Annotated in this window: 28 protein-coding genes; 9 read left to right on the forward strand and 19 right to left on the reverse strand. The window is 70.1% G+C overall.

Features of this window, described 5'->3' with window-relative positions; genetic code table 11:
- Positions 1 to 10 precede the first annotated feature (10 nt).
- On the reverse strand, positions 11 to 415 hold the full coding sequence (locus DEIGR_RS04370) for a hypothetical protein (protein WP_153013628.1): 405 nt from the start codon (positions 413 to 415) through the stop codon (positions 11 to 13).
- A 147-nt stretch (positions 416 to 562) separates the two neighbouring features.
- Between DEIGR_RS04370 and DEIGR_RS04375 the strand changes: the two genes are divergently transcribed.
- The 6 genes from DEIGR_RS04375 to trpD all read left to right on the forward strand — a co-directional run bounded on the left by DEIGR_RS04375 (position 563) and on the right by trpD (position 5,128).
- Positions 563 to 1,105 (forward strand): DUF2721 domain-containing protein, encoded by a 543-nt coding sequence (locus tag DEIGR_RS04375; protein WP_058975593.1) that lies wholly within the window; start codon positions 563 to 565, stop codon positions 1,103 to 1,105.
- A gap of 19 nt (positions 1,106 to 1,124) precedes the next feature.
- Positions 1,125 to 1,409, forward strand: a complete 285-nt coding sequence (locus DEIGR_RS04380; protein ID WP_058975595.1) for a DUF1905 domain-containing protein — start codon at positions 1,125 to 1,127, stop codon at positions 1,407 to 1,409.
- Between the two features lie 215 nt (positions 1,410 to 1,624).
- Entirely contained in the window at positions 1,625 to 3,049 is a 1,425-nt protein-coding gene (gene trpE, locus DEIGR_RS04385; RefSeq protein WP_058975597.1) for an anthranilate synthase component I, read from the forward strand.
- Positions 3,050 to 3,078: 29 nt separating this feature from the next.
- Complete coding sequence (locus DEIGR_RS04390; RefSeq protein WP_153013629.1) at positions 3,079 to 3,480, forward strand: four helix bundle protein; 402 nt, start codon at positions 3,079 to 3,081, stop codon at positions 3,478 to 3,480.
- The gene (locus DEIGR_RS04395; RefSeq protein ID WP_058975599.1) at positions 3,477 to 4,127 is read left to right on the forward strand and encodes an anthranilate synthase component II; all 651 of its coding nucleotides are present in this window, start codon (positions 3,477 to 3,479) and stop codon (positions 4,125 to 4,127) included. The genes DEIGR_RS04390 and DEIGR_RS04395 overlap by 4 nt, the downstream gene beginning before the upstream one ends.
- 14 nt (positions 4,128 to 4,141) lie before the next feature.
- Complete coding sequence (trpD, locus tag DEIGR_RS04400; protein ID WP_083523925.1) at positions 4,142 to 5,128, forward strand: anthranilate phosphoribosyltransferase; 987 nt, start codon at positions 4,142 to 4,144, stop codon at positions 5,126 to 5,128.
- A 104-nt stretch (positions 5,129 to 5,232) separates the two neighbouring features.
- Here the strand turns inward: trpD and rpsI are convergent, their stop codons facing one another.
- From rpsI to murF, 15 genes are all read right to left on the reverse strand, one after another.
- Positions 5,233 to 5,634: a 30S ribosomal protein S9 gene (rpsI, locus tag DEIGR_RS04405; protein ID WP_046843115.1), complete on the reverse strand. Its 402-nt coding sequence runs from the start codon at positions 5,632 to 5,634 to the stop codon at positions 5,233 to 5,235.
- On the reverse strand, positions 5,634 to 6,059 hold the full coding sequence (rplM, locus tag DEIGR_RS04410; protein WP_058975603.1) for a 50S ribosomal protein L13: 426 nt from the start codon (positions 6,057 to 6,059) through the stop codon (positions 5,634 to 5,636). The genes rpsI and rplM overlap by 1 nt, the downstream gene beginning before the upstream one ends.
- Positions 6,060 to 6,224: 165 nt before the next feature.
- A complete protein-coding gene (locus tag DEIGR_RS21230) occupies positions 6,225 to 6,809 on the reverse strand; it encodes an alpha/beta hydrolase (protein WP_269083804.1) in 585 nt (194 codons plus the stop codon).
- Between the two features lie 15 nt (positions 6,810 to 6,824).
- Complete coding sequence (locus tag DEIGR_RS21235) at positions 6,825 to 7,043, reverse strand: alpha/beta hydrolase-fold protein (RefSeq protein ID WP_236704651.1); 219 nt, start codon at positions 7,041 to 7,043, stop codon at positions 6,825 to 6,827.
- Positions 7,040 to 7,471 carry a type II 3-dehydroquinate dehydratase gene (gene aroQ, locus DEIGR_RS04420; protein ID WP_058975605.1) on the reverse strand — a complete coding sequence of 144 codons (432 nt, stop codon included), beginning with the start codon at positions 7,469 to 7,471 and terminating at the stop codon, positions 7,040 to 7,042. Before aroQ ends, DEIGR_RS21235 begins: the two co-directional genes overlap by 4 nt.
- Before the next feature lie 68 nt (positions 7,472 to 7,539).
- Positions 7,540 to 8,595, reverse strand: coding sequence for a 3-dehydroquinate synthase (gene aroB, locus DEIGR_RS04425; RefSeq protein ID WP_058975607.1), 1,056 nt, complete (start codon positions 8,593 to 8,595; stop codon positions 7,540 to 7,542).
- A complete protein-coding gene (locus DEIGR_RS04430; RefSeq protein ID WP_322787151.1) occupies positions 8,582 to 9,358 on the reverse strand; it encodes a shikimate kinase in 777 nt (258 codons plus the stop codon). Before DEIGR_RS04430 ends, aroB begins: the two co-directional genes overlap by 14 nt.
- 4 nt (positions 9,359 to 9,362) lie before the next feature.
- Positions 9,363 to 10,511, reverse strand: coding sequence for a chorismate synthase (gene aroC, locus DEIGR_RS04435; RefSeq protein WP_058975609.1), 1,149 nt, complete (start codon positions 10,509 to 10,511; stop codon positions 9,363 to 9,365).
- A 94-nt stretch (positions 10,512 to 10,605) separates the two neighbouring features.
- The gene (locus DEIGR_RS21240) at positions 10,606 to 11,751 is read right to left on the reverse strand and encodes a type II secretion system protein GspD (RefSeq protein ID WP_236704652.1); all 1,146 of its coding nucleotides are present in this window, start codon (positions 11,749 to 11,751) and stop codon (positions 10,606 to 10,608) included.
- Between the two features lie 804 nt (positions 11,752 to 12,555).
- The gene (locus DEIGR_RS04445) at positions 12,556 to 13,671 is read right to left on the reverse strand and encodes a hypothetical protein (RefSeq protein WP_153013630.1); all 1,116 of its coding nucleotides are present in this window, start codon (positions 13,669 to 13,671) and stop codon (positions 12,556 to 12,558) included.
- A complete protein-coding gene (locus tag DEIGR_RS04450; protein WP_058978529.1) occupies positions 13,668 to 14,312 on the reverse strand; it encodes a type IV pilus inner membrane component PilO in 645 nt (214 codons plus the stop codon). The genes DEIGR_RS04445 and DEIGR_RS04450 overlap by 4 nt, the downstream gene beginning before the upstream one ends.
- Positions 14,302 to 14,997, reverse strand: a complete 696-nt coding sequence (locus DEIGR_RS04455) for a hypothetical protein (RefSeq protein WP_058975613.1) — start codon at positions 14,995 to 14,997, stop codon at positions 14,302 to 14,304. Before DEIGR_RS04455 ends, DEIGR_RS04450 begins: the two co-directional genes overlap by 11 nt.
- Positions 14,990 to 16,168 carry a type IV pilus assembly protein PilM gene (gene pilM / locus DEIGR_RS04460; protein WP_058975614.1) on the reverse strand — a complete coding sequence of 393 codons (1,179 nt, stop codon included), beginning with the start codon at positions 16,166 to 16,168 and terminating at the stop codon, positions 14,990 to 14,992. The genes DEIGR_RS04455 and pilM overlap by 8 nt, the downstream gene beginning before the upstream one ends.
- A gap of 438 nt (positions 16,169 to 16,606) precedes the next feature.
- Positions 16,607 to 17,347, reverse strand: a complete 741-nt coding sequence (locus tag DEIGR_RS04465) for a hypothetical protein (protein ID WP_058975616.1) — start codon at positions 17,345 to 17,347, stop codon at positions 16,607 to 16,609.
- A 53-nt stretch (positions 17,348 to 17,400) separates the two neighbouring features.
- Complete coding sequence (gene murF / locus DEIGR_RS04470) at positions 17,401 to 18,723, reverse strand: UDP-N-acetylmuramoyl-tripeptide--D-alanyl-D-alanine ligase (protein WP_058975618.1); 1,323 nt, start codon at positions 18,721 to 18,723, stop codon at positions 17,401 to 17,403.
- A gap of 80 nt (positions 18,724 to 18,803) precedes the next feature.
- Here murF and DEIGR_RS04475 point away from each other — a divergent pair, with 80 nt between their 5' ends.
- Both DEIGR_RS04475 and DEIGR_RS04480 read left to right on the forward strand, forming a co-directional pair.
- Complete coding sequence (locus tag DEIGR_RS04475; RefSeq protein ID WP_058975620.1) at positions 18,804 to 20,534, forward strand: bifunctional metallophosphatase/5'-nucleotidase; 1,731 nt, start codon at positions 18,804 to 18,806, stop codon at positions 20,532 to 20,534.
- A gap of 207 nt (positions 20,535 to 20,741) precedes the next feature.
- Positions 20,742 to 21,725, forward strand: a complete 984-nt coding sequence (locus DEIGR_RS04480) for an acetamidase/formamidase family protein (protein WP_058975622.1) — start codon at positions 20,742 to 20,744, stop codon at positions 21,723 to 21,725.
- A 13-nt stretch (positions 21,726 to 21,738) separates the two neighbouring features.
- On the opposite strand, the gene DEIGR_RS04485 is transcribed toward DEIGR_RS04480, so the two are convergent.
- Positions 21,739 to 23,079, reverse strand: a complete 1,341-nt coding sequence (locus DEIGR_RS04485; protein WP_058975624.1) for an amidohydrolase family protein — start codon at positions 23,077 to 23,079, stop codon at positions 21,739 to 21,741.
- A 30-nt stretch (positions 23,080 to 23,109) separates the two neighbouring features.
- On the opposite strand from DEIGR_RS04485, the gene DEIGR_RS04490 reads away from it, so the two are divergent.
- Positions 23,110 to 23,805 carry a helix-turn-helix domain-containing protein gene (locus tag DEIGR_RS04490; RefSeq protein WP_058975626.1) on the forward strand — a complete coding sequence of 232 codons (696 nt, stop codon included), beginning with the start codon at positions 23,110 to 23,112 and terminating at the stop codon, positions 23,803 to 23,805.
- A gap of 135 nt (positions 23,806 to 23,940) precedes the next feature.
- Here DEIGR_RS04490 and DEIGR_RS04495 read toward each other — a convergent pair whose 3' ends face one another.
- Together DEIGR_RS04495 and DEIGR_RS04500 are read right to left on the reverse strand one after the other, a co-directional pair.
- Positions 23,941 to 25,503, reverse strand: a complete 1,563-nt coding sequence (locus tag DEIGR_RS04495; protein ID WP_058978530.1) for a DAK2 domain-containing protein — start codon at positions 25,501 to 25,503, stop codon at positions 23,941 to 23,943.
- Between the two features lie 61 nt (positions 25,504 to 25,564).
- A complete protein-coding gene (locus DEIGR_RS04500) occupies positions 25,565 to 25,897 on the reverse strand; it encodes an Asp23/Gls24 family envelope stress response protein (protein ID WP_058975628.1) in 333 nt (110 codons plus the stop codon).
- Between the last annotated feature and the right edge of the window lie 74 nt (positions 25,898 to 25,971).

A 25,971-nucleotide genomic window follows, 5' to 3' on the forward strand; every position in this document is an offset into this window, starting at 1 on the left:
GGCCAGCGTCTTACTCGCCGTACGCGGCGCCGTACACCGGGAGCTGCACGGTGGTCAGCGTCGTGCTGCCCGAGTTCACAGCGATCTGCGCGAGGCTGTTCACGTTGCTGGCGGTGCTGTCACGCGTCACCGAGACGTGCAGCAGCGCGTAGCTGCCCTGAGTGCTCACACTGTCGAGCGTCACGTACGTCCCGGCCGGCAGGCCACTCACGGCGATGCTCAGGTCACTCGGCACGCGATCTCCCAGGTCTGCCAGCGGCACCTCAATAGCCATCCAGCTGGACTCGGTGTACAGGCCGTCGAACTGATTGCCGTCTCCGTCCGTGGCGTACACGTTGGCGGGGCTGGCGGCAAAGGCGGTGGCGGTGGCGGCGAGGCTCAGGGCAGCGGCGACGGTCAGCAGCATCTTCTTCATGGTGGGTCTCCTTTTCGATCCGGGTGCGGCGCTCGCCGCTGCCCTTCTCCTGGGTCAAAGGATGACGGGGGCCCGTGCAGGGTTCTCGCAGGGAACGTGCAGATTTTTCGAAGGCGTCCCAGTGGGGTTTCAGCGTACCTTCATGGCATGGCCGACGCGAACCTGCAGGTCCTGACCGCCATGATCACCCCGGCCGTACTGATCAGCGGCGCGGGCACACTGCTCATGAGCACCAGCAGCCGCCTGGGCCGCGTGACCGACCGCGTGCGGCACCTCACGGCGCGTTTCAAGGTGCTCGTCAGCGACGAGGGCCGCGCCGAGGCGCTCGCGCGGGACGAGAAACGCCTGATCGTCAAGCAGCTCCCCCGGCTGGCGCGGCGCAGCCGCATCATCGTGCGCGCCATGACGGCCCTGTACCTCGCGGTGGCGCTGCTCGTCCTGACCAGCATCCTGATCGGCGGCAGCGCCCTGCTCGGCGCCCAGGCCGGACCACTGCCGGTCATCCTGGCCATCGCGGGCGCGGCCTCCCTCGCGTACGGGGCACTCCTGCTGAGCTTCGAGACGCGCCTCAGCGCCCGCACGACCCGGGAGGAGATGCAGTTCCTCATCACCCTCGGGGACCACTACGCCGGTCTGTACGACGAGGCGCTGATGACCAGCGTCCTACGGGGCGTGGAAGAGAGCCGTTAATTCCCGCTACGCTGCCCGCATGCCCCTGACGTTCACCGCCGAGCTGTTCCACTGGCGGGGTCCCGCCCCGCACTACTTCCTGCGAGTGCCAGAAGAGCTGGTGCCGGATCTGAAGGACGCCGCGCGGTTCGTGACGTACGGCTGGGGCATGATCCCCTGCGAGGCAGTCGTGGGGGCGACCCGCTTCCGCACATCGATCTTCCCGAAAGACGGCGGGTACCTGCTGCCGGTGAAGGTCGCGGTGCGCCGCGCGGAGTCGCTGGAGGAGGGGCAGGCGGTCACGGTGAGCGTCACGCCTGGGTGACCCGCCCGGCGGAGGGGTGACCTGTCTACACACGCCCCCTGCCCCTGCGGGCCGCGCGCTATGCTGCCACGCATGACCGTGTCCGGTGCGTGGTGGTGGCCCAGAAACTCCTGGGTCTGATCACGCTTGTCGCCCCGACACTGCACAGACGCGCCCAGGTGGAACTCCCACCCGGGCGTTTTTTTGACCCCCCGCCCCCGAACCCCAGGAGACCCATGACGCAACCGAATCCGCGCTCCCCGCTGGCCGTCGCCGTGCAGGAACTCAACGCCGACCTCGACACGCCCGTCACCGCGTACCTGAAAGTCGCGCAGGGCGAGACCGTCACCTTCCTGCTCGAGAGCGTGGAGGCCGGGGAGACACTGGGCCGCTACTCGTTCATCGGCGTGGGCGAACAGGGCCGCTTCGAGGCGCGCGGCGCGCACGTGACCAGCAGCGGCACCTTCGGCGACTTCGACGGGCAGGACACCGACCCTCTGGCGCGGCTGTACCACGCGACCGTCCGCCCCGCGCCCGTCCCGGACGGCCTCCCGGCGCTGATCGGCGGCGCGATCGGGTACGCCGCGTACGACCTGATCCGCAACTACGAGCGCCTCCCCGACGCGAACACCGACGAACTGAACGTCCCCGACGCGTGCTTCATCGCGCCGCGCGGCATGGTCATCTTCGACCACCTCAAACACCGCCTGATCACCGTCGCCACCGCCGACACTCAGGCAGGCGCGCAGGAGGAGGTGCAGCGCCTCACCCAGCGGCTGCGCGGGCCGCTCCCTGCCGTGCCGGGCCGCACGCCCACCACCCCGCCCGAGTTCACCAGCAACTTCACCCCGGACACCTTCCAGGCCGCCGTCAGGGAAGCCCTGGAGTACATCCGCGCCGGGGACATCTTCCAGGTGGTGCCCAGCCAGCGTTTCAGCGCCGACCTGGGCGACCTGCACCCCTTCGCGCTGTACCGCGCGCTGCGCCGCGTGAACCCCAGCCCGTACCTCGGGTACCTGCAACTCGGCCCCGTCACGCTGGTCGCCAGCAGCCCCGAGAGCCTCCTCGCCAGCGACGGCCACACCGTCACCACCCGCCCCATCGCCGGAACCCGCCCACGCGGCACCACCCCCGAGCGCGATCAGGCCCTCGCGGACGAACTCCTCGCGGACGACAAGGAACGCGCCGAGCACCTCATGCTCGTGGACCTGGGCCGCAACGACCTCGGAAAGGTCAGCGAGTACGGCAGCGTCCGCGTGCACGACGCCTTCACCATCGAACGCTACAGCCACGTCATGCACATCGTCTCCAGCGTCACCGCCACCCTGCGGGACGACCAGACGCCCCTGCACGCCCTGGCCAGCGTGCAACCCATGGGCACCGTCAGCGGCGCCCCCAAGATCCGCGCCATGCAGATCATCGACGAACTCGAACCCGTCCGCCGCGGCCCCTACGGCGGCAGTTTCGGCTACATCGCCCTGAACGGCAGCATGGACATGGCCCTGACCCTGCGCACCATGGTCATCACCAAAGGCCGCGTGCACATCCAGGCCGGCGCGGGCGTCGTCGCCGACAGCGACCCCGCCAGCGAGGAACAGGAAACCCGCAACAAGGCCGCCGCCCTCATGCGCGCCGTCGAGCTCGCCGCAGGGGGGTTGTAGGTTGTGGGCAGTGGGTTGTGGTGAAGGGAATGACGGGCGCGAGTGGGCCGGGACGGATCCAGACGTTGGAGATCTGGCAGGACGGACTGAAGCTCGCTGAGGACGTCTACCGCTGCACGGCACGTTGGCCTGCGGACGAGCGGTACGGCCTGATCTCACAGGCCCGCCGGGCCGCGTCGTCCATCCCGACCAACCTCTCCGAGGGCGTGGGCCGCGGCAGTCCCGCCGAGATCGCCCGGTTCGGGCGGATCGCCCTGGGGTCCGCCTACGAACTCCACACCCTGCTGCACCTTGCCCACCGCCTGCATGACGCTGGCCCCGCCCCGGACGACGCCATCTTCACCACGCTCGATTCCCTGACGAGGCGCATCGCCAGCTATGTCTCCTATCAGGACGCCCGCCATCAAAGGACGAAAGGACAGCCGAAATGACCACCCCATCTGTTCCCACAGCCCACAGCCCACAGCCCACAGCCCGCCTCTTGCTGATCGACAACTACGACTCGTTCACGTTCAATCTGGTGCAGTATTTCGGGGCGCTGGGCGCGGAGTTGACGGTGTGGCGCAACGATGCGTTCTCGCTGGATGACGTGCGGGCGCTGAATCCGGATGCGATCGTGGTGTCGCCGGGGCCATGTACGCCCGCCGAGGCGGGGCAGAGCGTGGCCGTGATCCGCGAGCTGGGGGCAGAGGTGCCGGTGCTGGGCGTGTGCCTGGGGCATCAGAGTATCGGGGAGGCGTTCGGGGCGCAGGTAGGCCGCGCGCTGCTGCCGGTGCACGGGAAGACCAGTCCGGTGCGGCATGACGGCTCGGGCCTGTTCGCGGGCCTGCGGGACGGCGTGACGGTCACGCGGTACCACTCGCTGGTGGTGCGCGACCTGCCGCCGGAGCTGGTGGCGACGGCGTGGACGACCGATCCGGGCGAGGAGGTCGTGATGGCGCTGCGCCACCGGGAGTTCCCGGTGTTCGGGGTGCAGTTCCACCCGGAGAGCATCGCGACGGAGGACGGGCTGGAGATGCTGCGGAACTTCCTGGCCGAGGTGCAGGCGTTCCGCGCGCGGCGGGAGGGAGTGGAGTGATGCACGCGAGGTTGATGAACGGGGAGCGCCTGTCGCAGGCGGAGGCGGCGACCTTCATGCGTGAGGTGATGGAGGGCGAACTGAGCGGCGTGCGGCTCGCGGCGGCGCTGGCGGCCCTGCGGGTGCGCGGCGAGACGCCCGAGGAGATCGCGGGCTTCGCGCAGGCCATGCGGGAGCACGCCGTGCGCGTGAACGTGGAGCCGCGCGACGTGCTGCTGGACGTGGTGGGTACGGGTGGGGACGGGGCGCACACCTTCAACATCAGCACCACGACGGCGTTCGTGGTGGCGGGCGCGGGCGTGCCCGTCGCGAAGCACGGCAACCGCGCCGCGAGCAGCCGCGCCGGGAGCGCCGACGTGCTTGAAGCGCTGGGCGTGAACCTGGACGCCACGCCGGACGTCGTGGCGGACGCCGTGAACACTTTGGGCATCGGGTTCATGTTCGCCCGCAACTACCACCCGGCCCTGCGGCACGCCGCGCCCGTCCGCTCGGAACTCGCGGCCCGCACCGTGTTCAACATCCTGGGGCCGCTGAGCAACCCGGCGGGGGCCACGCACCTCGTCGTGGGCGTGTTCAAACCGGAACTGACCCGCACCCTGGCCGAGGTGCTGCGCCTGCTGGGTGCGCGCGGCGCGACCGTCGTGAACGGCAGCGGCCTGGACGAGTTCACCGTCAGTGGCGTGAACACCGTTTCCGGCCTCCGCGACGGCGAGATCATCGACCGCACCCTCCACCCCGAGGAGGCCGGCGTGAGCCTCCACCCGCATGAAGCGATCGTGGGCGGCAGTCCCGCCGAGAACGCCGAGATCACCCGCGCGCTCCTCACCGGGGGCGGCACGCCCGCCCAGCGGGACATCGTGGCCCTGAACGCCGGGGCGGCCCTGCGCACCGCGGGCCGCGCCGCGAGCATCCGCGAGGGTGTCGAGCAGGCCCGCGAGGTGATGCGCGGCGGGCAGGGCTGGGCGATGCTGGAACGCTACGCCGCGCACACCAGGCGTTGATGGGTAATGGTTGATGGTTGATAGAGGAGAGCGGTCCAGCCTCTATCAACCATCAGCAAAAAAGCCCCCGCATCCGAAGGTGCGGGGGGCTTTTCTCGCGGGGATCAGCGCTTGCTGAACTGGGGGGCGCGGCGGGCCTTCTTGAGGCCGTACTTCTTGCGCTCGACTTCGCGGGGGTCGCGGGTCAGCAGGCCCTTGGGCTTGAGCTGCGCGCGGAAGTCGGGGTTCACTTTCAGCAGGGCGCGGGAGATGCCCAGCTTGATCGCGTCGGCCTGGCCGGTGGGGCCGCCGCCGACGACCGTGATCACGGCGTCGTACCGGCCGGCGGTGCCGGTTTCACGGAAGGCCTGCAGGGCGTGCACGGCGCGCAGGAGACCACGGAAGTAGGTCTGGAATTCCTTGCCGTTCACGATGATCTTGCCTTCGCCAGGGCGGAGGAACACGCGGGCGACGGCGCTCTTGCGGCGGCCGGTGCCGTAGAACTGTTCGGGTTGCTGAATCGCCATTATTTGACCTCGAGCGTCTGGGGTTTCTGGGCGGCGTGGGGGTGCGCCTCACCGGCGTACACCTTCAGGCGGCTGTGCATGGCGCGGCCCTGGCGGCCCTTGGGCAGCATGCCGAACACGGCGTGCTCGATGACGTGCTCGGGGTGCTTCTTCAGCGCCTCGCGGGCGGTTTCCTTCTTCAGGCCGCCCTGGTAGCCGGTGTAGCGGGTGTAGACCTTGCCGTCCAGCTTGTTGCCGGTCAGGGCGACCTGGGCGGCGTTCAGGACGACCACGAAGTCACCCTGGATCATGTTGGGGGTGAAGTCGGGGCGGTGCTTGCCACGGATGCGGCTGGCGATCAGCGTCGCGAGGCGGCCGAGGGGCACGTTCGTGGCGTCCACGACGACCCAGTTCTGCTCGTCATTTTTGGGGATGTAGGTTTTCACCGTGAAACTCCGAAGTTGGGGGATTTGGCTGCGACACGGTCCAGGCCGACGGGGGAGAAGGCTGCTGGCGTGTCCGGGTGCCTCCCGGTCATCTCGGCCCTACCAAGCGCGAGACACTAAACGCAAGGGTACCAGATGAGCGCTGGTGGGGCAAGTCACGTGGGACTACCGGCCGGTCAGCAGGAAGCGCAGTGCGGCGGGCAGCCGGGCCGCCCAGGCACTCTCGTGGTGGGGGGCGGCCGGGTCGGCCTGGAAGCGCAGCCTCTCGCCCAGCCCCCGGGCCCTCAGGGTGTCCGCGAGGGTGTGCGCCTCGTCCCAGTAGGCGCGCATCCGGTTCGGGAATTCCGGGCTTTCCTGCCCGCCGATATCCACCCACACGCGCCCGGCCGGGAGGGGGGCCTGCTGCGCCTGCCGCAGCGAGAAGCCGCGGTTCGTCCAGAAGGCGGGGCTCATGATCCCGGCGTGCCCGAACACGTCGGGGCGGGTCAGCCAGGCGTGCAGGCTGATCACGCCGCCCATGCTGGAGCCGATTACGACCGTGTCGTCCGGGCCGGGCCGCGTGCGGAACGCGGCGTCCACGGCGGGTTTCACCGTGCCAGTCAGGAACGCCACGTAGGCGTCGGCGCCGCCCCCGCCGCCCTGCGGGTAGTCGGTGTTCTCGACCGGGCTGTACTCGTGGAAGCGACGATCCCCACCGTTGGGGATGCCGACCGCGATGGCCTCGGTGCCCTGCGCGGCCAGGGCGTTCAGGGTCTCGTCGGCGCCCTACTCGCCGCTGTAACTGGTGGCCGCGTCGAACACGTTCTGCCCGTCGTGGAAGTACACGACCGGGTACCGCCGCAACGTGTCCGCGTGATAGGAGGGCGGCAGCCACACCAGCACGGGCCGGGGCGCGTGGTGCGCGTCGCCGATGCCGTCCAGCTGCCAGAGGTCCCCGGTGACGGTGCTGTCTGCCCGGCGCGGGTAGGGCCGCCAGTTGCTCACGCCTGTCCCTCGACGAGTGCCTCCAGGCCCAGGCGGTAGCCGAGGAAGCCCAGGCCGCTGATCTTGCCGCGGCACACGGCGGCCGTGACGCTCCTGTGGCGGAATTCCTCGCGGGCGTCCACGTTGCTGATGTGCACCTCGATCACGGGGACGCGCTGCCCGGCGATGGCGTCGCGCAGCGCGTACGAGTAGTGGGTCAGCGCGCCGGGGTTCAGGACGATGCCGGTGAAGCCGTGCTCCTCGGCCTCGTGGATCCATTCGATGAGCTGGCCCTCGTAGTTGCTCTGGCGGCAGGTGACGGCCTGCCCGAGTTCCGCGCCCCAGGCGTCGCACTGGCGTTCCAGGTCTTCGAGGGTCTGGGAGCCGTACACGCCGGGTTCCCGCAGGCCGAGTCGGTTGAGGTTGGGGCCGTTCAGCACGAGCAGCATGCCCGCAGCGTACCGCCCCCGGCGTGTGGGCCAGGGGCGGATTGTGCAGCCCGGACGGATGGGGGCGGTCAGGCCAGCAGATTGAGGTCGCGCAGATCCTGCTGCCAGCCGCTGAATTCCTCGCGCAGCACGCTTTCGGGCACGCGCGTCAGGTACGGCTGCGCGAGGTCGCGCAGGAGCACGAAGCGCACGCCGTCCGCGTCGGCCTTCTTGTCGCGGGCCATGAAGGTCAGGGCGTCCTCGAAGGTCACGGGGGGCAGGGGCGTGGGCTGCTGCCACGTCAGGAACGCGCGGGTGTGCCCGGTCAGGTCCGCGCCGCCCAGCGCGCGCGACAGCCGCGCCGCGTAGTGCATCCCGTACCCGACGGCGTCGCCGTGAGACACGCCGTGGTGCGTGACGGCCTCCAGCGCGTGCGCCAGCGTGTGCCCGAAGTTCAGGTACGCCCGCTCGCCGCGCTCGGTCAGGTCACGGGTGACGACGCCCGCCTTCACGGCGATCGCATCGGCCAGCGTGCCCTCCAGCAGCGCGCCGCCGGGCCGGAAGTCCGGGGACAGCACCCGGTCCAGCAGGGTGGGGTCGCTGATCAGGCCGTGCTTGAACGCCTCGGCGGCCCCCTCGCGGAACACCGCGCCGGGCAGGGTGCCCAGGGTATCGGTGTCGCACCACACGGCGCGCGGTGGCCAGAACGCCCCCACCAGGTTCTTCCCCTCGGGGAGGTTCACGCCGGTCTTGCCGCCCACCGCCGCGTCCACCATGCCCAGCAGCGTGGTCGGCAGCGTGTAGAACGCCACGCCGCGCAGGTAACTGGCCGCCGCGAAGCCCGCCAGATCGGTCGCCGCGCCGCCCCCCAGGCCCACGACCGCGCCGTCACGGGGAATGTTCGCGCCCGCCAGCCGGGACAGCACGCCCGAGAGGACCTCCAGCGTCTTGCAGTCGTCCCGCGCGGGCACGGGAATCGTCACGGTGGGCTGCAACGCCGCCTGCACCCGCGTCACGAATTCCTGGGGCAGGTCGACCGGGTGAATCAGGGCGACGTGCCGCTCGGGGACCCTCAGCGTGCCCAGCAGTCCCGCGCCGACCTCCACCGCGTAGGGTTGCGCGCCGCCGACCTCAATCCGACGCACGCGACTCCCCGCCGCCCGCCGCGTCCGGCGTGTGATCGTGCGCCACATGATCCAGGGCCCAGGCGTGCTGCGCGTCCGCCCACGACCACAGCCGGTCGATGATCTCCTCGACGATCTCCTCGCTGGGCCGCCCGTCGCTGTGCACGTGGATGGTGCCCTGCTGGTACACCGGGGCGCGCTCGTCCATCAGCGTGCGGATGCGCTCCAGGGGGTCCTCGGTGCGCAGCAGCGGCCGGTCGCTGTGCTTCGTGCGCTGGTACACCGTTTCCGGCGTGGCCCACAGCACCACCACCGGGCCGCGTTCCAGCAGGCAGCGGCGGTTGTCCTCCTGAATGAACGTCCCGCCGCCCAGGCTGATCACGGCGTGCTCCAGCCGCGTCACGCGCCCCACGACCTCGTGCTCGCAGGCGCGGAAGTACCCCTCGCCCTCCTGCGCGAACACCTCCGGGATGCTCTTACCGACCACGCGCGTGATCAGCTTGTCGGTATCCACGAAGTGCAGCGCCAGCGCCCGCGACAGTTCCCAGCCGATCCGGCTCTTGCCGGTGCCCATGAAGCCCGCCAGCGCCACCCACGACACCGGACGCTCGATGAGGCCCGAACTGAACATGGGGGACAGTGTACGGGAATCCTCCGGACGCGGCGTGACGCGTCCCCCGATCGGCTCTTCAGGAACGTCGCGCAGGTGCCCGGCCAGACCGGCCTCCAGTCCGGCCCGGAACGCCCGCAGGTGCGGGCGGCTACCCTCGGTGTCGTTCAGCATGCGCTCAGTACGACTGCGCGAAGGCCCGCGCCGCCGCCACGCGCTCCTGCAATTCCGGCAGGGTGTCCCCACCGAACTTCTCCAGCATCGCCTCGGCCAGCACCCAGCCGATCACGCACTGCAGGATCACGCCCGCCGCCGGAACCGCCGTCGTATCACTGCGCTCGCGGGCCGCGCCTACCGCCTCGTGCGTCACCACGTTCACGGTCGGCAGCGGCTTCATCAGCGTGGCGATCGGCTTCATGGCGACCCGCACGATCAGCTCCTCGCCGTTCGTCATCCCGGCCTCCAGACCCCCCGCGCCGTTCGTGTCCCGCGCGTACGTCCCCTCGCGGTAGTAGACGGCGTCATGCACGCGACTGCCCGGCTGGACGGCGTTCTCGAAGGCGCGGCCGATCTCCACGCCCTTCATCGCCTGCACGCTCAGGGCTGCCTGCGCGATCTTCCCGTCCAGCTTGCGGTCGTAATGCACGAACGACCCCAGGCCCACCGGCAGGCCCCGGAAGCGCACCTCCAGGATGCCGCCCAGCGTGTCCCCGTCCTTCTTCGCCTGATCGATCCGCTCACGCATCATGGCGGCGGCGTCCTCGTCCGGAGTGCGCAGGTCGCTGTTCTCGATGGCCTCCAGCGCGTCCCAGCTGAACGGCACTTTCGTCTCGATCCCCGCGAGACTCGACACGTAGTTCGCGCCCTCTACGCCCAGCTCCGACAGCAGCTTCAGCGCGATACTCCCGACCGCCACGCGCGCCGCCGTCTCCCGCGCCGAGGCCCGCTCCAGCACGTCCCGCAGGTCCTTGTGGCGGTACTTCACGCCGCCCGTCAGGTCCGCGTGCCCGGGCCGCGCGTCCGTCAGGGCCTTCTTGCGCGGCTCGCCGCCCGGCTCGGGCGACATGATCTCCGTCCAGTTCCGGTGATCCTTGTTCGCGATCGCCAGCGTGACCGGCGCGCCCGTCGTCCGCCCGGCCCGCACCCCGGACAGGATCTCGGCCTCGTCCGTCTCAATCACCATGCGCCGCCCACGCCCGTACCCACCCTGACGCCTGCGCAGCCACGGGTCGATGTCCCCCTTGCCCAGCGGCAACTGGGAGGGCAGCCCCTCGATGATGGCCGTCAGTTGCGGCCCGTGCGATTCGCCAGCGGTCAGGTACCTCATGCCCCACGACTGTAGCGCCTGCCCAGCACCGGCCCCACGCCCCTGCACAAACAAAGCGCGCCCCCATGCAGGAGGCGCGCCGGAAGAGAGCGTGTTACTGGACGATCGTGCCGGTGATCACGACGAGCAACTGCGTCTTCTCCGTGGAGGTGCTCTGCTTCCCGAACAGGCTGCCCACCACCGGGATGCTCGACAGGAACGGCGTGCCGTCCTTGTTCTCGGTGGTCTTGGTCGCCAGCAGCCCGCTGAGCAGCAGCGTCTCCCCGTTCTTGAAGGTCAGGGTCGTCTGCGCCTCGCTGTTCGTGAACTGCAGGACGTTCGGAATGGTGTTCGCCGCGATCGTCGTCCGCAGGTCGTTCACCTGGCCGCGCACGCGCAGCGTGATCGTGCCGTCCGGCGCGACCTGCGGGCTGAAGAAGTCCAGGTTCACGCCGTAGTCGATCTGCTTCTGGATCGCCGGGACGTTCGCTGCCGCCGAGGGGATGTTCACTTCCAGACGGCCGCCGCTCTTGATGCTGGCCGCCGCCGTGCTCGACGCGTTCTGCGTCTCGCCCGACGCCCCCAGCGACCGCTGGCCGCTCTGCATGGTGATGCTGCCGTCGTACACGCTCTTGCTGAGCCCCTGACCCTGCAGGGCGTTCAGGGACGCGCCCAGGTTGAAGCCCAGCAGGCTGCGGGTCGGATCGAAGGAAACCCCCAGACCCGCCGAGTTGCTGCTGCTCACCGAGAAACCGCCGAAACCGGCCGACCAGTTCACGCCCAGCGCGCGCGACGCCTTCTCGGTGATCTCCTGGATGCGCACCTGCACGTTGATCTGCGGGACCTTCTGATCCAGCTGCGGGATCAGGTCCGCCACCTGCGCCACCTGATCGGCGGTGCCGCGCACGATCACGGTGTTCGTGCGCTTGTCCGCGATGATCGTCGCGGTGTTCGCCTGCGCGGCAGACGGTGCGGTGGTCGCCGCCGTGGTGGACGCGGTGGTGGTCGTGCTGGACGTGGTCGTGCCCAGGTCACGCGCCAGCGTGCCCTCCAGCGTCGCCTTGACCTCCTCGGCGCTGGCGTTCACGAGCTGGAAGATCCGCTGCGTGATCTGCGCGCCGGCCACGACGGGCGCCACGCGGTCCACCTGCCCCAGCAGGGTCAGCGCGGCGTCCAGCTGATCTCTAGGGCCTGAAAGGATTAATTGGGGTGTCTGACCAACCGGCGTGACTTTGATATTGTTGAATTGATTCTTCAGCACTGCTGCGACATCAGCAACACTTGACTTTGCTGTGTAGATCGTCTGTCCCTGAGGTGTAATCGCTGAAGATACCTTAGGGATATCTATTGTTGAGATGAAACTTCTGATCTTTGAGGTTTCTTCGGAAGTCCCTCCCGCAATGAGTCGATTATTATCAACGTCGGCAACAATTCTCATGCTCGGGGAGGTCAATACATAACGATCAAACTGCGTCACCTTGTCAACGATTTTTCCGGCGCTGTCATATATCGGAAGATCGACGTATTTAGGCTCGCCAAAGAATTCAAGTGCTTTTTGTTGAGCGTATTGAGCTGAGATATTGATCAGGGAAATACCTAGCTGAGCTGGACGCTGACTGATCCGTATAACATCTCCATTGCCTACGCGTATAACTTCGTACTGTAGGTCGTAGACATCCATTAGTAATGGCCAAACATCGTTAAAGGGTTTATTGGTTAGAGAATAAACGACTGGTTTGGCGGGTAGCTCGGTGGGTTTCCCGATCGGTAGAGAGTAAGAACCAGATTGAGCCTGATTGCCCTGTCCCTGAGCTGTACTGTTGCCACTGATATTTGCTCCGTCAATCAAAGGAAGGGCATCAACATTAAAGTTATAAATAACTTCGTAACCAGCTGAGCGCGCCAGAGCTGAGAGGAGAACAGACAGAGGTCCTCTGAAAACACCAGTATTAATGGTCACTGGTGCAGTTGAGAGTGGTCGCGTTGATGGCGCGGGGGTGGTCTGAGCGGCGGCCATGCTCACGGTGGCGGTCAGCAGCAGAGTAGCGAAGCGGTTAGTCATGGCTCACCTTTTATCCAGTTCGAGGGTCTTGGAGTCGTTGCCGAGGCTGAGGGTCGCGCCGGTCGCCGTGACTTCCTTCACGGTGACCTGGCTGTCCGGCAGGGTCTGCCCGACGGCGACGACCACGTACCCGTCCTTGCTGCGGAAGATCGCGGTGTTCACCGGGCCGAGCACCACGGCGTTGAACGCCATTTCCTGCGTCTGCACGAAGCTGTCCAGGGCCGACGTGGCCGACACGACCCCGCCGCCGCTGGCGACCTCGCTGATGACCTGCGGCGTGCCGGGCTGGGGGGTGCCGGTGGGCAGGGCCGCCGCGCCGCCCTGGCCGGCGCCCGGCGTGGAGGCGGCCGGGACGCTGGCGGGCACGCGGGTGATGCCGGGCACGCTGACCCCGGCCACCGGGGGTTTGACCGGTGCGGGCGTGTCCGTCCCGGCGGGAGTCGTACCGGTGGGAGTTGTCCCGATGGCGACCGGGCCGCCCGAGGGGATCGGCGTCACGCCCGGCGTGCCGTCCGTGACGGGAATGGTCGGGACGGGCAGCGCGCCGCCCGTGTCGTTGCCACTGCTGGGCAGCGGGCTCAGGCCGACCGCGCCGGTCGAGGGGATCGGCGTGACCGTCGGCGCGCTGGCCACCGGGGCGCTCGCGCTGGGCGTGCTGGCCGGGGCGCTGGGCGCCGGGGCGGGCGTGCTGGGCTGCCCGTTGTCCTCGATGGCCAGGGGGCGGAAGGGGTTGTTGCCGGGGACGGCGGCCAGCGTACCGGCGGGGTTGATCCCGGCCGGGGTGGGGGGCGTGTCGGCCGGTTCCGGCTGGGTCGGGGTGCTTGCCGTGTCGCCGGTGGGGAAGGGCGGGATCACCTCGACGTCCACCTGACCGCCGGACTGCACGCCGCTGCCCTGACCGTCCTGCCCGGTGTTGCCGGACTGTTCGGGGGGCGTGACGGGCACGGTGTCGCCCGGCGTGACGGGCGTGCCGGTGGTGGTGCCGGGCGTGACGGCCGTGTCGTCCGGGGCGGCGCCACGGTTGGTCAGCACGTACCACAGGCCGATCGCGGCGACCAGCAGCAGCAGGCCCAGCAGCAGTTTCATTTCACGGGAGAGTTTGACGGGCGCGCGCGTCACTGGGTGCCTCCTGCCGGGGCGGGCGCGGCCGGCGCGGCGTCCGGTGCCTGCGGGGTCGTGCCGGCGGCCGGCGCGCTGGCCTGCGCGGGCTCGAAGGTGTACACGGTCAGGGCCAGCGTGCCTTCCAGCGACGGGTCGAAGCTGTCGGCCTGCGGCAGCTGCAGCGAGACGTTGTTCACGTTCGTGAAGCGGCTCATGGTCTCCACCGAGCGCAGCAGCTGGAACAGCTGCCCGAAGGTGCCGGACACGTTCACGTTCAGGTTGATGGGCCGCACGCCGCCGGGCAGGTTGGTGGCGGTCGCGTTCGTCACGTTGAACGAGGACATGCTCGCCCCGGCGGCCGCGGCGTTCAGGCGGACCTCGTCGAGGATGCGGTAGTAGTTCGCGGTCTGAGGCAGCGCCGCGAGGAACTCGTCCTGCTGCACCTTCAGTTTCGCGACCTCCTCGCGCAGCGTCGGCAGTTGCGCCGCGTTGCTGCGCATGACCGCCACGCGCGCCTGCGCGGTGTCCAGGTCGCCCTGCAGCAGGCTGATCTCCTGCTGGCGTGCCTGGAAGCGCAGGGTGTACCACAGCGCGACGACCAGCAGGCACGCGGCCAGCACCACGAAGAAGAGGTTGCGGGGCGTGAGTTTAATCGACACGGCCACCCTCCGCGGAACTGACCGGCGCGCCCGGGGCGGGCGGCGCGGCGGGTGCGCCGTCAGCCGGTGTGGCGGGCGCGGCCGCGTCGCCCTTCACGAGCCCGACGGTCGCGTTGAAGGTGTACTGGCCGGTCTCGCCCTCGCTCTGCAGGCTGCGGAAGTTCACGCCGAAGTTCGGGTTGTTCTCGAAGGTCCGCAGGAAGTTCACGACCGCCTGCTGACTGCTTGCCGAGCCGCTCAGTTCGATTTCACGGGTCACGTTCTTGCCAGTGTACACACCGTTCTGCTGCTGAGATGCCAGCGCCGCGGCGTCCAGCGGGCGGATGGTCATGCTCTTGAGCGCCACGCCGCTGCCGCCGGGCAGCTGCGCCGTGAAGCTCGCCAGGTCGTTCGTCCAGTACGTCTTGGCGTCACGCAGCTGCACGGCGATCGCGGTGATCTGCGTCAGCTGCGTCTTCTCCTGCGTCAGCGCCTTGAATTCCCGGTCGGCGGGCGTCAGGGCGGCAATCTCGCCGTTCACGCTGTCGATGTCCTTTTTCAGGTTGCCGACGCGGGTGGCGGTGGCGACCTCGACACCCACGAGGATCAGGGCGGTCAGGACCGCCAGGCCGACCGCGGCCGGCTGCCAGAGGGTCGGTTCGCTCTGCTTGCGGTACTGCTGCGGCAGCAGGTTGACTTCAACCACGCGTGGTCACCCCCCGCAGCGCCAGGCCCAGCGGCACGGTGAATTCCGGCGCGTTGGCCTGCAGGTACCCGGTGTCCACGTTCGCCTGATCGGTCTGCACGGTCAGCCAGGGACTGGCGACCTCCACGCGGAAGCCCAGCGCGTCGCTGATCGCGGCGGCCAGACCGCGCAGTTTCGCGCCGCCGCCCGCCAGGAACGTCCGGTCGATGACCACGTCGCCGCTCTGCACGCGGTAGAACTCCAGGCTGCGGCGGATCTCGGTGATCAGGTCACCCAGGACCGGGCGCACGACCTCGAACACGCGCGCGGGCGAGTACTGCTCGCGGGCCATGTCGAAGTTCAGCAGGTCCTCCTCGTCCTCGGTGGGGGTCGTGGCGGTCGCGTAGCCCAGCTTGACCTCCTCGGCGGCGCTGAAGTCCAGGTCGAAGGCCTTCTGCAGCGCGGTCGTGAAATCGTCGGCGGACACGTTGATGTTGCGGGCCATCAGCACGCGGTCGCCGCGCACGAGGTTGATGACCGAGCTGCTGGCGCCGATCTCCATGACGAGCGCGACCTCACCGGCCTCGGTGTAGTTGCTGCCGGTCAGGGTGCTCTTGGTGAGGTGCTCGCCGAGCAGGTTGCCGCGCAGGGCGCGCAGCGCCGCGAAGGACTTGAGGTCCACGATGCTGGGCTCCAGGCCCGCCAGGCGCAGCACCTCGACCTGCCGCGCGACCGCCTCGGTGGGCGCGGCGGCGATCACGACCTCCATCTGCCCGTCGTCCGGGACGTTGGCCGGGTCGTCGAGCAGGTCGAAGTCCAGGCTCACGTCGTCGATGGGGTAGGGGATGTAGCGTTCGGCCTCCCACTTGATGGCCTCCTGCAGGTCCTTGCGGTCCATCTTCGGGACCATGATGTTGCGGGTCACCGCCACCTGGTTCGGGACCGAGGTGACGGCGAACCGGTTCGTGATGCGGTGCTCGGCCAGCAGGTTCTTCAGTTCGGTCGCGACCGCCTGCGGTTCGACCACCAGTCCGTCGCGCATGCTGCCGATGGGCGTGGGCACCATCACGGCGTGCTGGAGGGACGGCGGTGAGCCGGGGCGCAGGGCCACGACCTTGATGGCACTCGTGCCAATCTCCACGCCCAGAGCGTTCGGGCGCGGACTGAGTAAGCGGTTCAGGAAACTCGACATTCTCCCTCCAGGATCACGCGGATTTTAGCATTCACTCATCTGGCGGCGGGAAGGCCGGAGCAGGCAGTGAGCGGACGACGCAGAAGACAACGGGCAAAGGGGCATGGGGACTCCATTCAACCACCTCAGCACTCACCGAACCCTGACACCTGAAACGCCCGGCCAGCGGGAACGTTCCCTGACTCCGGTCACCTGCTGCGGCCTCCGCTGCCCGGCAGGCACGGCGCGCGCAGCCCGGTCACCCACCCCGAACATGAAGGCTTCTTGAACGGGGTGCCTTAGTACACCACAAGTCAGCCCCACGGTTCACGCAATTCCTCACGCCGACCCGCCCCCCGTGAGGGACCGGTATGAATCACGTGAGCAACCCCAGCCGCCCACCGCCACGCGAGCCCGCCCCGTGGTGGGCCCCCGTCACGGGCCGCTGTGGGCTCCCGCTCAGCGCGCCGCGAGATCCGGCCCGAACACCCGCACCTCGCCGGACGGGACGACCGTCACCAGCCACGCCCCCACCACCCCCAGCCGCCCCGGACCGTGCGGCACCCGCGCGCGCACCACGCCCGCCGCGTCCACCCGTTCGAGCGCCGTGCCGGTCAGGCGGTACGTGCCGGTCGCGGTGACCACCTCGGGCTGCGCGCCGCCCGCCACGCCGTCCGGCCGGACGTTCAGCAGTGTGAACCCCGCCCCCGGCAGCACCCAGCCGTCCGCCACGCGCACCACCCGGCCGTCCTGCAGCACGTACTCCTGGCCGTCCCCGCCCGTCACGGCCGCCGACGGTTGACCCAGCACACCCGCCGCCGCCACCCCGGCGTACTCCACCGCGCTGCCGTTCTCGCGGTACACCCGCGCCCCGCTCATGACCGCCACCCGGCCCACGCTCACGCTGCGCGCCGCGCCGTCCAGCGTGACCACCGCGCCCAGCGACGGCACGCCCGCCCACGCCTGCCCGGCGTTCCAGGCGACATCCACCACGCCCGGCAGCGCCGGACACACCGGCTCGAAGGCGGGTGCCCGCGCCACGCACGCCCGCCCCCCGACCGTCCACGCCACCCCGGCGTCACTGAACGCCGCGCGCAGCGAACTGGCGGGCGAACCCGGCGCGGCGCCCGTCACCGCGGGCGCGCAGGCCCCAAGGACACCCGACAGCAGGACAGGCAGGGCGGCACTCAGCAGTCGCATGCCCGCCATTGTGCCCAGCCCCACCCTGAGGGGCATGAAGACCCCGGGAAAGGTCAGGCCGACGTGGGCCCGTCCCGCGCCTCGAGCAGGGCGCTCACCACCACGTCCAGTCCCACGCCCTCCTGCGCGCGGCGCTCGGGCGTCCAGCTGATCCCGCGACTGGCCTTGATCAGCACCACGTCCCCGTCCCGCACCTCCGCCAGCAGCGCCCCCACGAGCTCCGGGACCGTCGCGAAGGCCCGCTCGCCCAGCTCGGCGGCAAAGGCGCCCACCCCGAAGCTCAGGTCCGCCCGCTCCCGGGCGTACGCGCCCACCTCGGCGTGCAGGGCCCGCTCGGTCGGACCGAGTTCCAGCATGCGGCCCAGCACACTGATCCGCCGCCCCGCCCCGTCCCCGTCCGCTCCGGCCCAGCCGCTCAGGGCGTCCAGCGCCGCGCGCACCGCGACCGGCGAGGCGTTGTACGCATCGTCGATCACCGTGAAGCGCCCCCGGTGCACCCGGTACCGCCCACCCGGCACGCTGACACCCGCGAGCCGCGAGGCCGCGTCCGCCACGTCCACCCCGGCCTCGCGCGCCAGCACCAGCCCCAGCACCGCCGCCTCCGCCTGCACCGTGGACGACAGCGGCAGCGAGACGGGCACACCCGCGAACGAGAACGACGCACCCTCCGGCGTGACGCGCAGGTCCTCACCCGCGAAGGTCACGTCCCCGAACCCGTACCTGTCCACCCCCGGGTAGAACGCGGCCGCCTGCGCGCCCACCAGCGCCCGCACCGGCCCGCCGTCCACGCCACGCAGGATCACGCCCTTCTCCCGCGCGATCCCCTCGATGCTGCCCAGCTGCTCCAGGTGCGCCGGGCCGATCGTCGTGATCACCCCCACATCCGGGCGGACCAGATCCACCAGCTCGGCCATCTCCCCGACCCGGTCGATGCCCATCTCGACCACCAGCGGCTGCCCCGCGCCGCCCGACTCGATCAGGAAGCACGCGATGGCCGGCATGGTGTTGAACACCGGCATGAACAGCGCGTCCAGCGCCGCCGCCACGTAACTCTTCGCGGTGGTCTTCCCGGCGCTGCCCGTCACGCCCACCACCAGCGGCGCCCGCCCACGCTCGGCACGGGCCCACGCGAACAGCGCCGCCTGCGCGTCCGCCACGCGCACCGCGCGCGGCACGTCCAGATCCGTCAGTACGAACGGCGCGCCCGCCGCCAGCGCCCGCTCCACGAACGCATTCCCGTGCATCCGCTCGCCGGGCAGGGCCACGAACGCCACGTCCGGACCGGCCTCCCGCGAATCCCACGTCAGGCGCCGCGCCGCGCGCGCCTCCGGATGAACAGTGGCCTGAAACGGAAGAGGCGCCCGGGGATCCAGCATCCGGCCATGCTACCCCGCCGGTGCACCTGACCCCCCGCACACCAAAGCCCTCAGCGACATGAGTAGACTGTGCAGGTCATATGAAAACCATGCCTGTCCTGCTGCTGACCGTGGCCCTGGGCCTCACCGCCTGCACCACCGGTTCGTACGCCCCCGAACCCACCAACGTCACCATCCTGGGCCTGAACGACTTCCACGGAAACCTGACCCCCACCAGCTTCACGAAGAGCGACGGCACCAAGATCGGCGCCGGCGGCATCGAGGCCATCGCTGCCGAGGTGAACGACGCCCGCAAGGCCAACCCCAACACCATCTTCGTCGGCGGCGGCGACCTGATCGGCGCCAGCCCCATCACCAGCGGCCTGCTGCGCGACGAACCCGCCGTGTACGCCCTGAACGGCATGGGCATGAAGGTCAGCGCCCTGGGCAACCACGAGTTCGACCAGGGCCTGGACGAACTGCTGCGCATGCAGAACGGCGGCTGCGCCAGCAACGACCCCGCCAAGGCCTGCCAGTACGACACCACCTACACCGGCGCGACCTTCAAATGGATCGGCGCGAACGTCACGTACAACGCCGCCTCCGGCAAGACCGGCAGCCCCTTCGCGCCGTACGTCATCCAGGACATCGGCGGCCTGAAGATCGCGTTCGTGGGCGCCGTCACCCGCACCACGCCCGGCATCGTGTCCCCCGACGGCGTGAAGATGCTGAACTTCGGCGACGAGGCCGCCGCCGTCAACAAGTACATCCCCGAGATCCGCGCCAAGAAACCCGACGCGATCATCATGCTGATCCACGAGGGCGGTGAACTCGCCGCGGGCAGCACCGACAAGTACGACACGGTCGGCTGCAAGACCCTCAGCACCACCAGCCCCATCGTGGACATCGCCAAGCGCGTCGACCCCGCCGTCAGCGCCATCATCAGCGGCCACAGCCACCAGGGCTACAACTGCCTCGTGCCCGACCCCACCGGCAAGGACCGCATCGTCATCCAGGGCGAGCAGTACGGCCACCTCCTGCAGCGCCTGGACCTCGTGGTCGACAAGGCCAACCACGCCGTCATGCAGGTCAAGGCCGCCAACCTCGTCGTGAACTACGACAGCCGCAAGGCCGCGGGCACCCTGGACGCCAGCATGACCGCCATCGTCACCAAGGCCACCGACAAGGTCGCCGCCATCAAGAACGTGCAGGTCGCCACGCTCGGCGACCCGCAGATCCAGCGCGGCATCGGCAACGCCCGCAACACCGAATCCGCGCTGGGCGACATGATCGCCGACGCCCTGCTGTACGCCACCAAAGCGCAGGGCAGCCAGATCGGCCTGATGAACCCCGGCGGGATCCGCGCCGACCTGCCCGACGCGACCGCCATCAAACCCGGCAACGCCGTGAACTTCGGCGACGTGTTCTCCGTGCACCCCTTCGGGAACACCACCACCGTCGTGACCCTGACCGGCCAGCAGATCAAGGACCTGCTCGAGCAGCAGTGGAGCGGCGCCAACGCCACCGCCGTCAAGCTGCTGCAGGTGTCCGAGGGCTTCAGCTACAAGTATACGCTGGGCAACCCCGACGGGCAGCGCGTGAACATCGCCGACATCACCCTGAACGGCGCGCCCATCAGCGCCACCGCCACCTACCGCGTCGCCACGAACAACTTCCTGGCGGGCGGTGGCGACAACTTCACGGTGTTCAAGGGCGCCACGAACGTCACCCAGCTGCCCGGCCTGAGCGACACCGACGTGCTCAGCGCCTACCTGAAGGCGTTCGGGCCCAGCCTGAAGAACGTCGTCAAGGGCCGCATCACCAAGCTCTGATACGGACTCCGATTGAATGGGCTGCAAAGGCCATTCAATCCGAGCGGATGCGAGGAGGAGTAAAACGGGTTCCGGACGTGGAGCCGGCAATCCGGTGAAGTTCCGGATTGTTGGCGAAACAAACGGAACCCGTATGACCTGACGCCCCACCCCCGCCCGCTCCGGTCCACTCGCGCCGGGGCGGGCGTTCTGCTCTACCCTGATTCCATGACCCGCCACCACCTGACCCTGGACGCCCTGCACACCGTCTGGGACAACGGCCTGCCGCCCGCCCTGACCGTCGCCAGTGGGGACACCGTCACGCTGGACACCCTGGACGCCTCGGGTGGCGGCGTGGCCCGCCGCGTCGCGAGTGGCGAACTGAGCGCCCAAGGTGATCTGCGCGACCTGATCCTCGCGGACGCCCGCGACCCCCTGAGCGGCCCGCGCGGGCACCCGCTGACCGGCCCGCTGTTCGTGGACGGCGCGCAGCCCGGCGACGCCCTGCGCATCGAGATCCTGGACGTGCAGACCGCCGCGTGGGGCTGGACCGGCTGCCGCCCGGACGGCATCGGCCTCATTGACGCCGCGCTGGCCGCCGAGGGCCTGCGCTCCCACACGCACCTGTGGGACCTGCGCGCCCGCACCCACGCCGACTTCCGCCCCGGCATCCGCGTGCCCCTCGCGCCGTTCCCCGGCGTGATCGGCGTCGCGCCCGCCGCGCCGGGCCCGCACCCCACCGCGCCGCCCCGGCACGTCGGCGGGAACATGGACGTCCGGCAGCTCGTGGCGGGCAGCACCCTGTGGCTGCCGGTGGAGGTCCCCGGCGCCCTCCTGTCTGCCGGGGACCTCCACGCCGCGCAGGGGGACGGCGAGGTCAGCGGCACCGGGATCGAGACGAACGGGCAACTGACCCTGCGGGTGCATGTCGAGAAGGACGCCGGGATCATCACCCCGGAATTCATCACGCCCACCAGCGGGGGCCAGAGTCGCCAGTGGCACGCCACCACCGGCCACCACCCCGACCTGATGGAAGCCGCCCGGATCGCCCTGCGCGCCCTGCTGCGCCGCCTGGAAGCGCGCGGCCTGAGCCTGGAAGATGCCTACGTCCTCGCCAGCGCCTGCGTGGACCTGAAGATCAGCCAGATCGTGGACGCCCCCCACTACACCGTCAGCGCGTTCCTACCGCTCGACATCTTCCGGGAGGCGTGACGGGCCGGCGCCTTCACGCCTCCAACGCGCCGCTGAGGGCCGCCGGGGTGAGGGGCCGCCCGCCCTGCACCACCAGCCGGACGTCGCGGGTGGCGCGGATATCGGTCGTGGGATCGCCCGCCACGATCAGCAGGTCCGCCACCGCGCCGGGCTGCACGCGGCCCAGATCGGGGCGGCCCAGGATATCCGCCGCAGTGCCTGTCGCGGCGTGCAAGGCCTGCGTGGGGGTGAGGCCCGCGCGCACCAGCCGTTCGAGTTCCGCGTGCAGGCTCCCGCCGGGCAGGGTGAACGCGCCCGCCGGGGTGTCGGTGCCCGCCCCGACCTGCCCGCCCAGCCGCGCGATCCGCACGGCGAGCTGCGCGGCCAGTCGCGCGTCCGCCTGTGCCAGTGAGCGGATGGGCCGGGTGCCCGCGTGCACGGCGTGCCACTGGGCGTCCAGGCTCTCCCGGACCGGCCCGCGTACACCCCACAGCGGCAGGTCACGCTGATCGGGCGGGGTGTCGGTCGCGAGCGGCTCGAACACGCTCAGGGTCGGCACGAGGGCCGTGCCCGCCTGCACGGTCAGCGCGGCCAGTTCATCCAGCAGCGCGGCTGGCAGTTCGCCCGCCGGGTCGAAGCCCGCGCGGGCGGCCGCCAGGGCGAACCCGCTGGCATGCTCGATGGACCGCACGCCCAGCGCCAGGGCCTGCCGGGCGTCCACCTGTGCCGCCCGGCCCCGCGTGGTGAGCATGCCTAGGTCGGTCATGACCGGCAGGTCCAGCCGGGCAGCGGCGCGCGTGGCCGCCGCGTAGACGTCCGGTGCCAGGGCCTCGTACAGCTTGAGGTGCGTCACGCCCTGATCCGCCAGCAACGCCACGGCGCGGTCCGCCTGCACGGGCGTGCGGACGATCAGCGCCCCGGCGCTGCGTTCCTGCCCGTCGCCCGGCTCGTGGACCGCGCCGTGCCCGAACTGGCGGAAGAAGGCGTCCGGGCCGTCCAGCAGCGGCCCCGAGGGCAGCACGCGCGGCGCGAGCCCCGCCGGGGTCAGCAGGGCCGCCACGGTCTCCAGCGAGTTGCAGGCGTCCCGAACGGTCGTCACGCCCGCCGCCACGAACCACGGCAGGTACCCCGGCCGGGCGTGCACGTGCAGGTCGATCAGGCCCGGCAGGATCGTGCCGCCGGTCTGCACGCTCACGGCGTCCTCCGGAACGGTCAGGTGCGCGGCGCGACCGACCGCCTCGATCCGCCCCGCGCGAGTGAGGACCGCGCCGTCGTCCAGCGGGGCGTCTGCCACGCCGGTCCACACGCGACCCCGCCACAGGACCGGCGTGGCCGGGGAGAGGTCGGGCAGCGTCGGCAGGGTGAAGGTGGGCATGGAGCCAGCTTCACGGGTAGGCTACTCGCCATGACAGGCCCCACGGTGAGTAGCCCGCACGAGGTGACCGACCCGGCCGCCGTGACCCTCCTTGGTCACGACCGGACCCGCCGGGTGCTGGGCGCCTTCCTGGGCCGCGAGCAGACCGTGGCCGGCGCGGCGCGCGAGACCGGGCTGGACCTCCGGGTGGTGCACCGGGATGTGCAGGCCCTCGTGCGGGCGGGCCTGCTGCGCGTGATCCGCGAGCAGGCGCGCGCCGGGCGGCCCGTGAAGATGTACCGCGCCCATGCGGACGACCTGTTCGTGGACGCCCGGCACCTGCCCCAACAGGCGCACGACGGTAAGACTGCTGCGCTGGACACGCTGTTCCACCACGCGGCCGGGCGGGAGTTCCGCCACGCCCTGAGCGACTTCGCGCCCGGCTGGGGCCTGCGGGTGTACGCCACGACGGACGCGCCGGGCTTCGCGGTGCTGGAGGGCCCCCGCAGCGCCCGGCCGCTCAGTCCGCTCGACGAGTGGCAGGGTCCCCCGGCCCGGATGCTGAGCGGCACCCCGACCGCCCGCCTGACCGCCGCCCAGGTGGCCGAGGTGCAGCGCGACCTGATCCTCCTGATGCGCAAGGTCGAGAGCTTCAGCGCCGCCAATGCCGGAACGGGCCAGCCCGTACTGCTGCGCCTGGGCCTGGCCCCGCTGACTGAGGACGAATGCCGGAACCTGCACCGCTGAGCACAGACTTGGGCGGCGTCCACGGCGGCCCGCAAGTCTGCCGCACCGACATGAACTGGGCAGGAGTCGGAGCTCAAGTGAACTCCGACCCCTGCCCGGCGCTGTCCGTACGTCACTCCGCAGTGCGGACTGCATTCACTCCACGGTGACGAGGTAGTCGTACAGGTCCGGCCCGCCGGGGTGGGTCTCGACCTCGGCCATGCTGAATTCCTTCCCGATCCGCCCGGCCAGAGCGTCGAGGTCCTCCTGGGTGTGCTGGGGGCCGCCGAACACGGTGATGATCTCCTGGCCCTGGTAGTGGCGGTTGAGCATCTCCATGACGCTGTCCTCGGGGGTGCCGCCGCTCTGGACGAGTTCGTCGTCCATCAGGCCGATCACGTCGCCTTCCTTGATGTCCAGGGTGCGGCCGTCCTTCACGGTGATGTTCGTGGTGCGGCTGGCGCGGGTCACCTCGAAGGTCGTGACGGCGCGGGACGCCTCGGTCATGCCGTCTACCAGCTCTGACGCGGGCACGTCGGGGTTGAAGTTCAGCGCCGCGCCGATGCCCTGGCCCAGCGTGCGGGTGGGAATGACGACCGCGCGGCCCTCCATGAGTTCCATGGCTTTCTCGGCGGCCATCAGGACGTTCTTGTTGTTCGGCAGGATGATGACCTTCTCGGCACTGACCGACCGGACGGCGTCCACGATGTCCTGCACGCTGGGGTTCGCGGTCTGCCCGCCGGACACGATGCGCGCCCCGAAGCCCCGGAACAGTTTGACCAGTCCGTAGCCGCTGGCGACCGCCACGAGACCCGTCGGCGCGATCTCCTCTTCGGCGCGGGCGGTGGCGCCCGCCATGCCGAGGATCTCAGTGTGCTGCTCGCTCATGTCCTCGACCTTCGTCTTGAGCATCTTCCCGTAGCGGCCCACCGTGGCGAGCAGCTGATCGGGCTCGTTCGTGTGGATGTGGCCCTTCACGTACCCCTCGGCGCCCACGACGAGCAAGCTGTCCCCGAACGGCGTGACGAGTTCGCGGATCTCCTCGATGGGTCTGGTGGCCTCGCTCATGAGGAACTCGGTGCAGAAGCCGAACTCCTCGTTCTCGAACTGCTCCTGCGCGTAGCTGGTGATCTCGGGCGCGGGCGGCAGCGCCTCGCCGCGCAGCTGCGCGAGCATGCCCTGCACGATGTACAGGTAACCCTGCCCGCCGCTGTCGATCACGCCCGCCTGCTTCAGCGCCGGGAGCATCTCGGGCGTCTGGTTGAGCAGTTCCTGGCCTTTGAACAGGGCGTTCTCCAGCACGTCCTCGATGTGCTCACCCTGCGCCGCCCCCTCGGCCACGCCGCGCGCGACGGTCAGGATGGTGCCCTCCACGGGCTTCATGACGGCCCCGTACCCGGTCTTCTGTGCGGCCTGGAACGCGCGGCCCAGCGTGGCGGCGTCCACCACCTTCAGGTCCTTGATCGCCTCGGCGAAACCCTTGAGGAGCTGCGAGAGGATCACGCCGCTGTTCCCGCGTGCGCCCAGCAGCGCGCCGTAGCTGATGGCGCGCGCCACGCCGGGCATGCTGCTCTCGTCGCAGGTGTCCAGTTCGCGCCGCACGGACTGCATGGTCAGGTGCATGTTCGTGCCGGTGTCGCCGTCCGGGACGGGGTAGACGTTCAGGGCGTTGACCTGCTCGCGGTACACGCCCAGCCAGTCGGTGGCGTAGCGCAGCATGCGGGCCAGATCGGCGGGGGTCAGGTGCGCGCGGTGGCCGGTGTTCGCGGCGTTCGGGACGTCAGACACGCTGCACCCCCACGGCGTGCACGCGCGCGGCGCCCAGGTCGATGCCCGCCTGGGTCTTCACGGTGTGTTCCACGCGCTCCACGATATTGCGCGCCACGGTGGGAATGCTCACGCCGTACGCGACGACCACGTACAGGTCCGCGACATACTTCGCGCCGTCGCGGCTGATCACGACGCCGTCACTGACGTTCGCGCGGCCCAGCACGCGGCTGAGGCCCTCTTTCAGGTTGCTGGGGGCCATGCCCACCACGCCCGGGATCTCGTGGGCAGTCAGCCCGATCAGTGAGGCGAGGGCCGCCTCGGTGATTTGAATGGAGCCGTTCACAGTAAAGGGCAGTATACCCGCCCGCCCCTGCCCCTTCCCGGCAGGTCCGCCGCCGCGCGCGGACCCGGCGGCCG

The organism is Deinococcus grandis (assembly GCF_001485435.1).
Classification (GTDB): Bacteria; Deinococcota; Deinococci; order Deinococcales; family Deinococcaceae; genus Deinococcus; species Deinococcus grandis.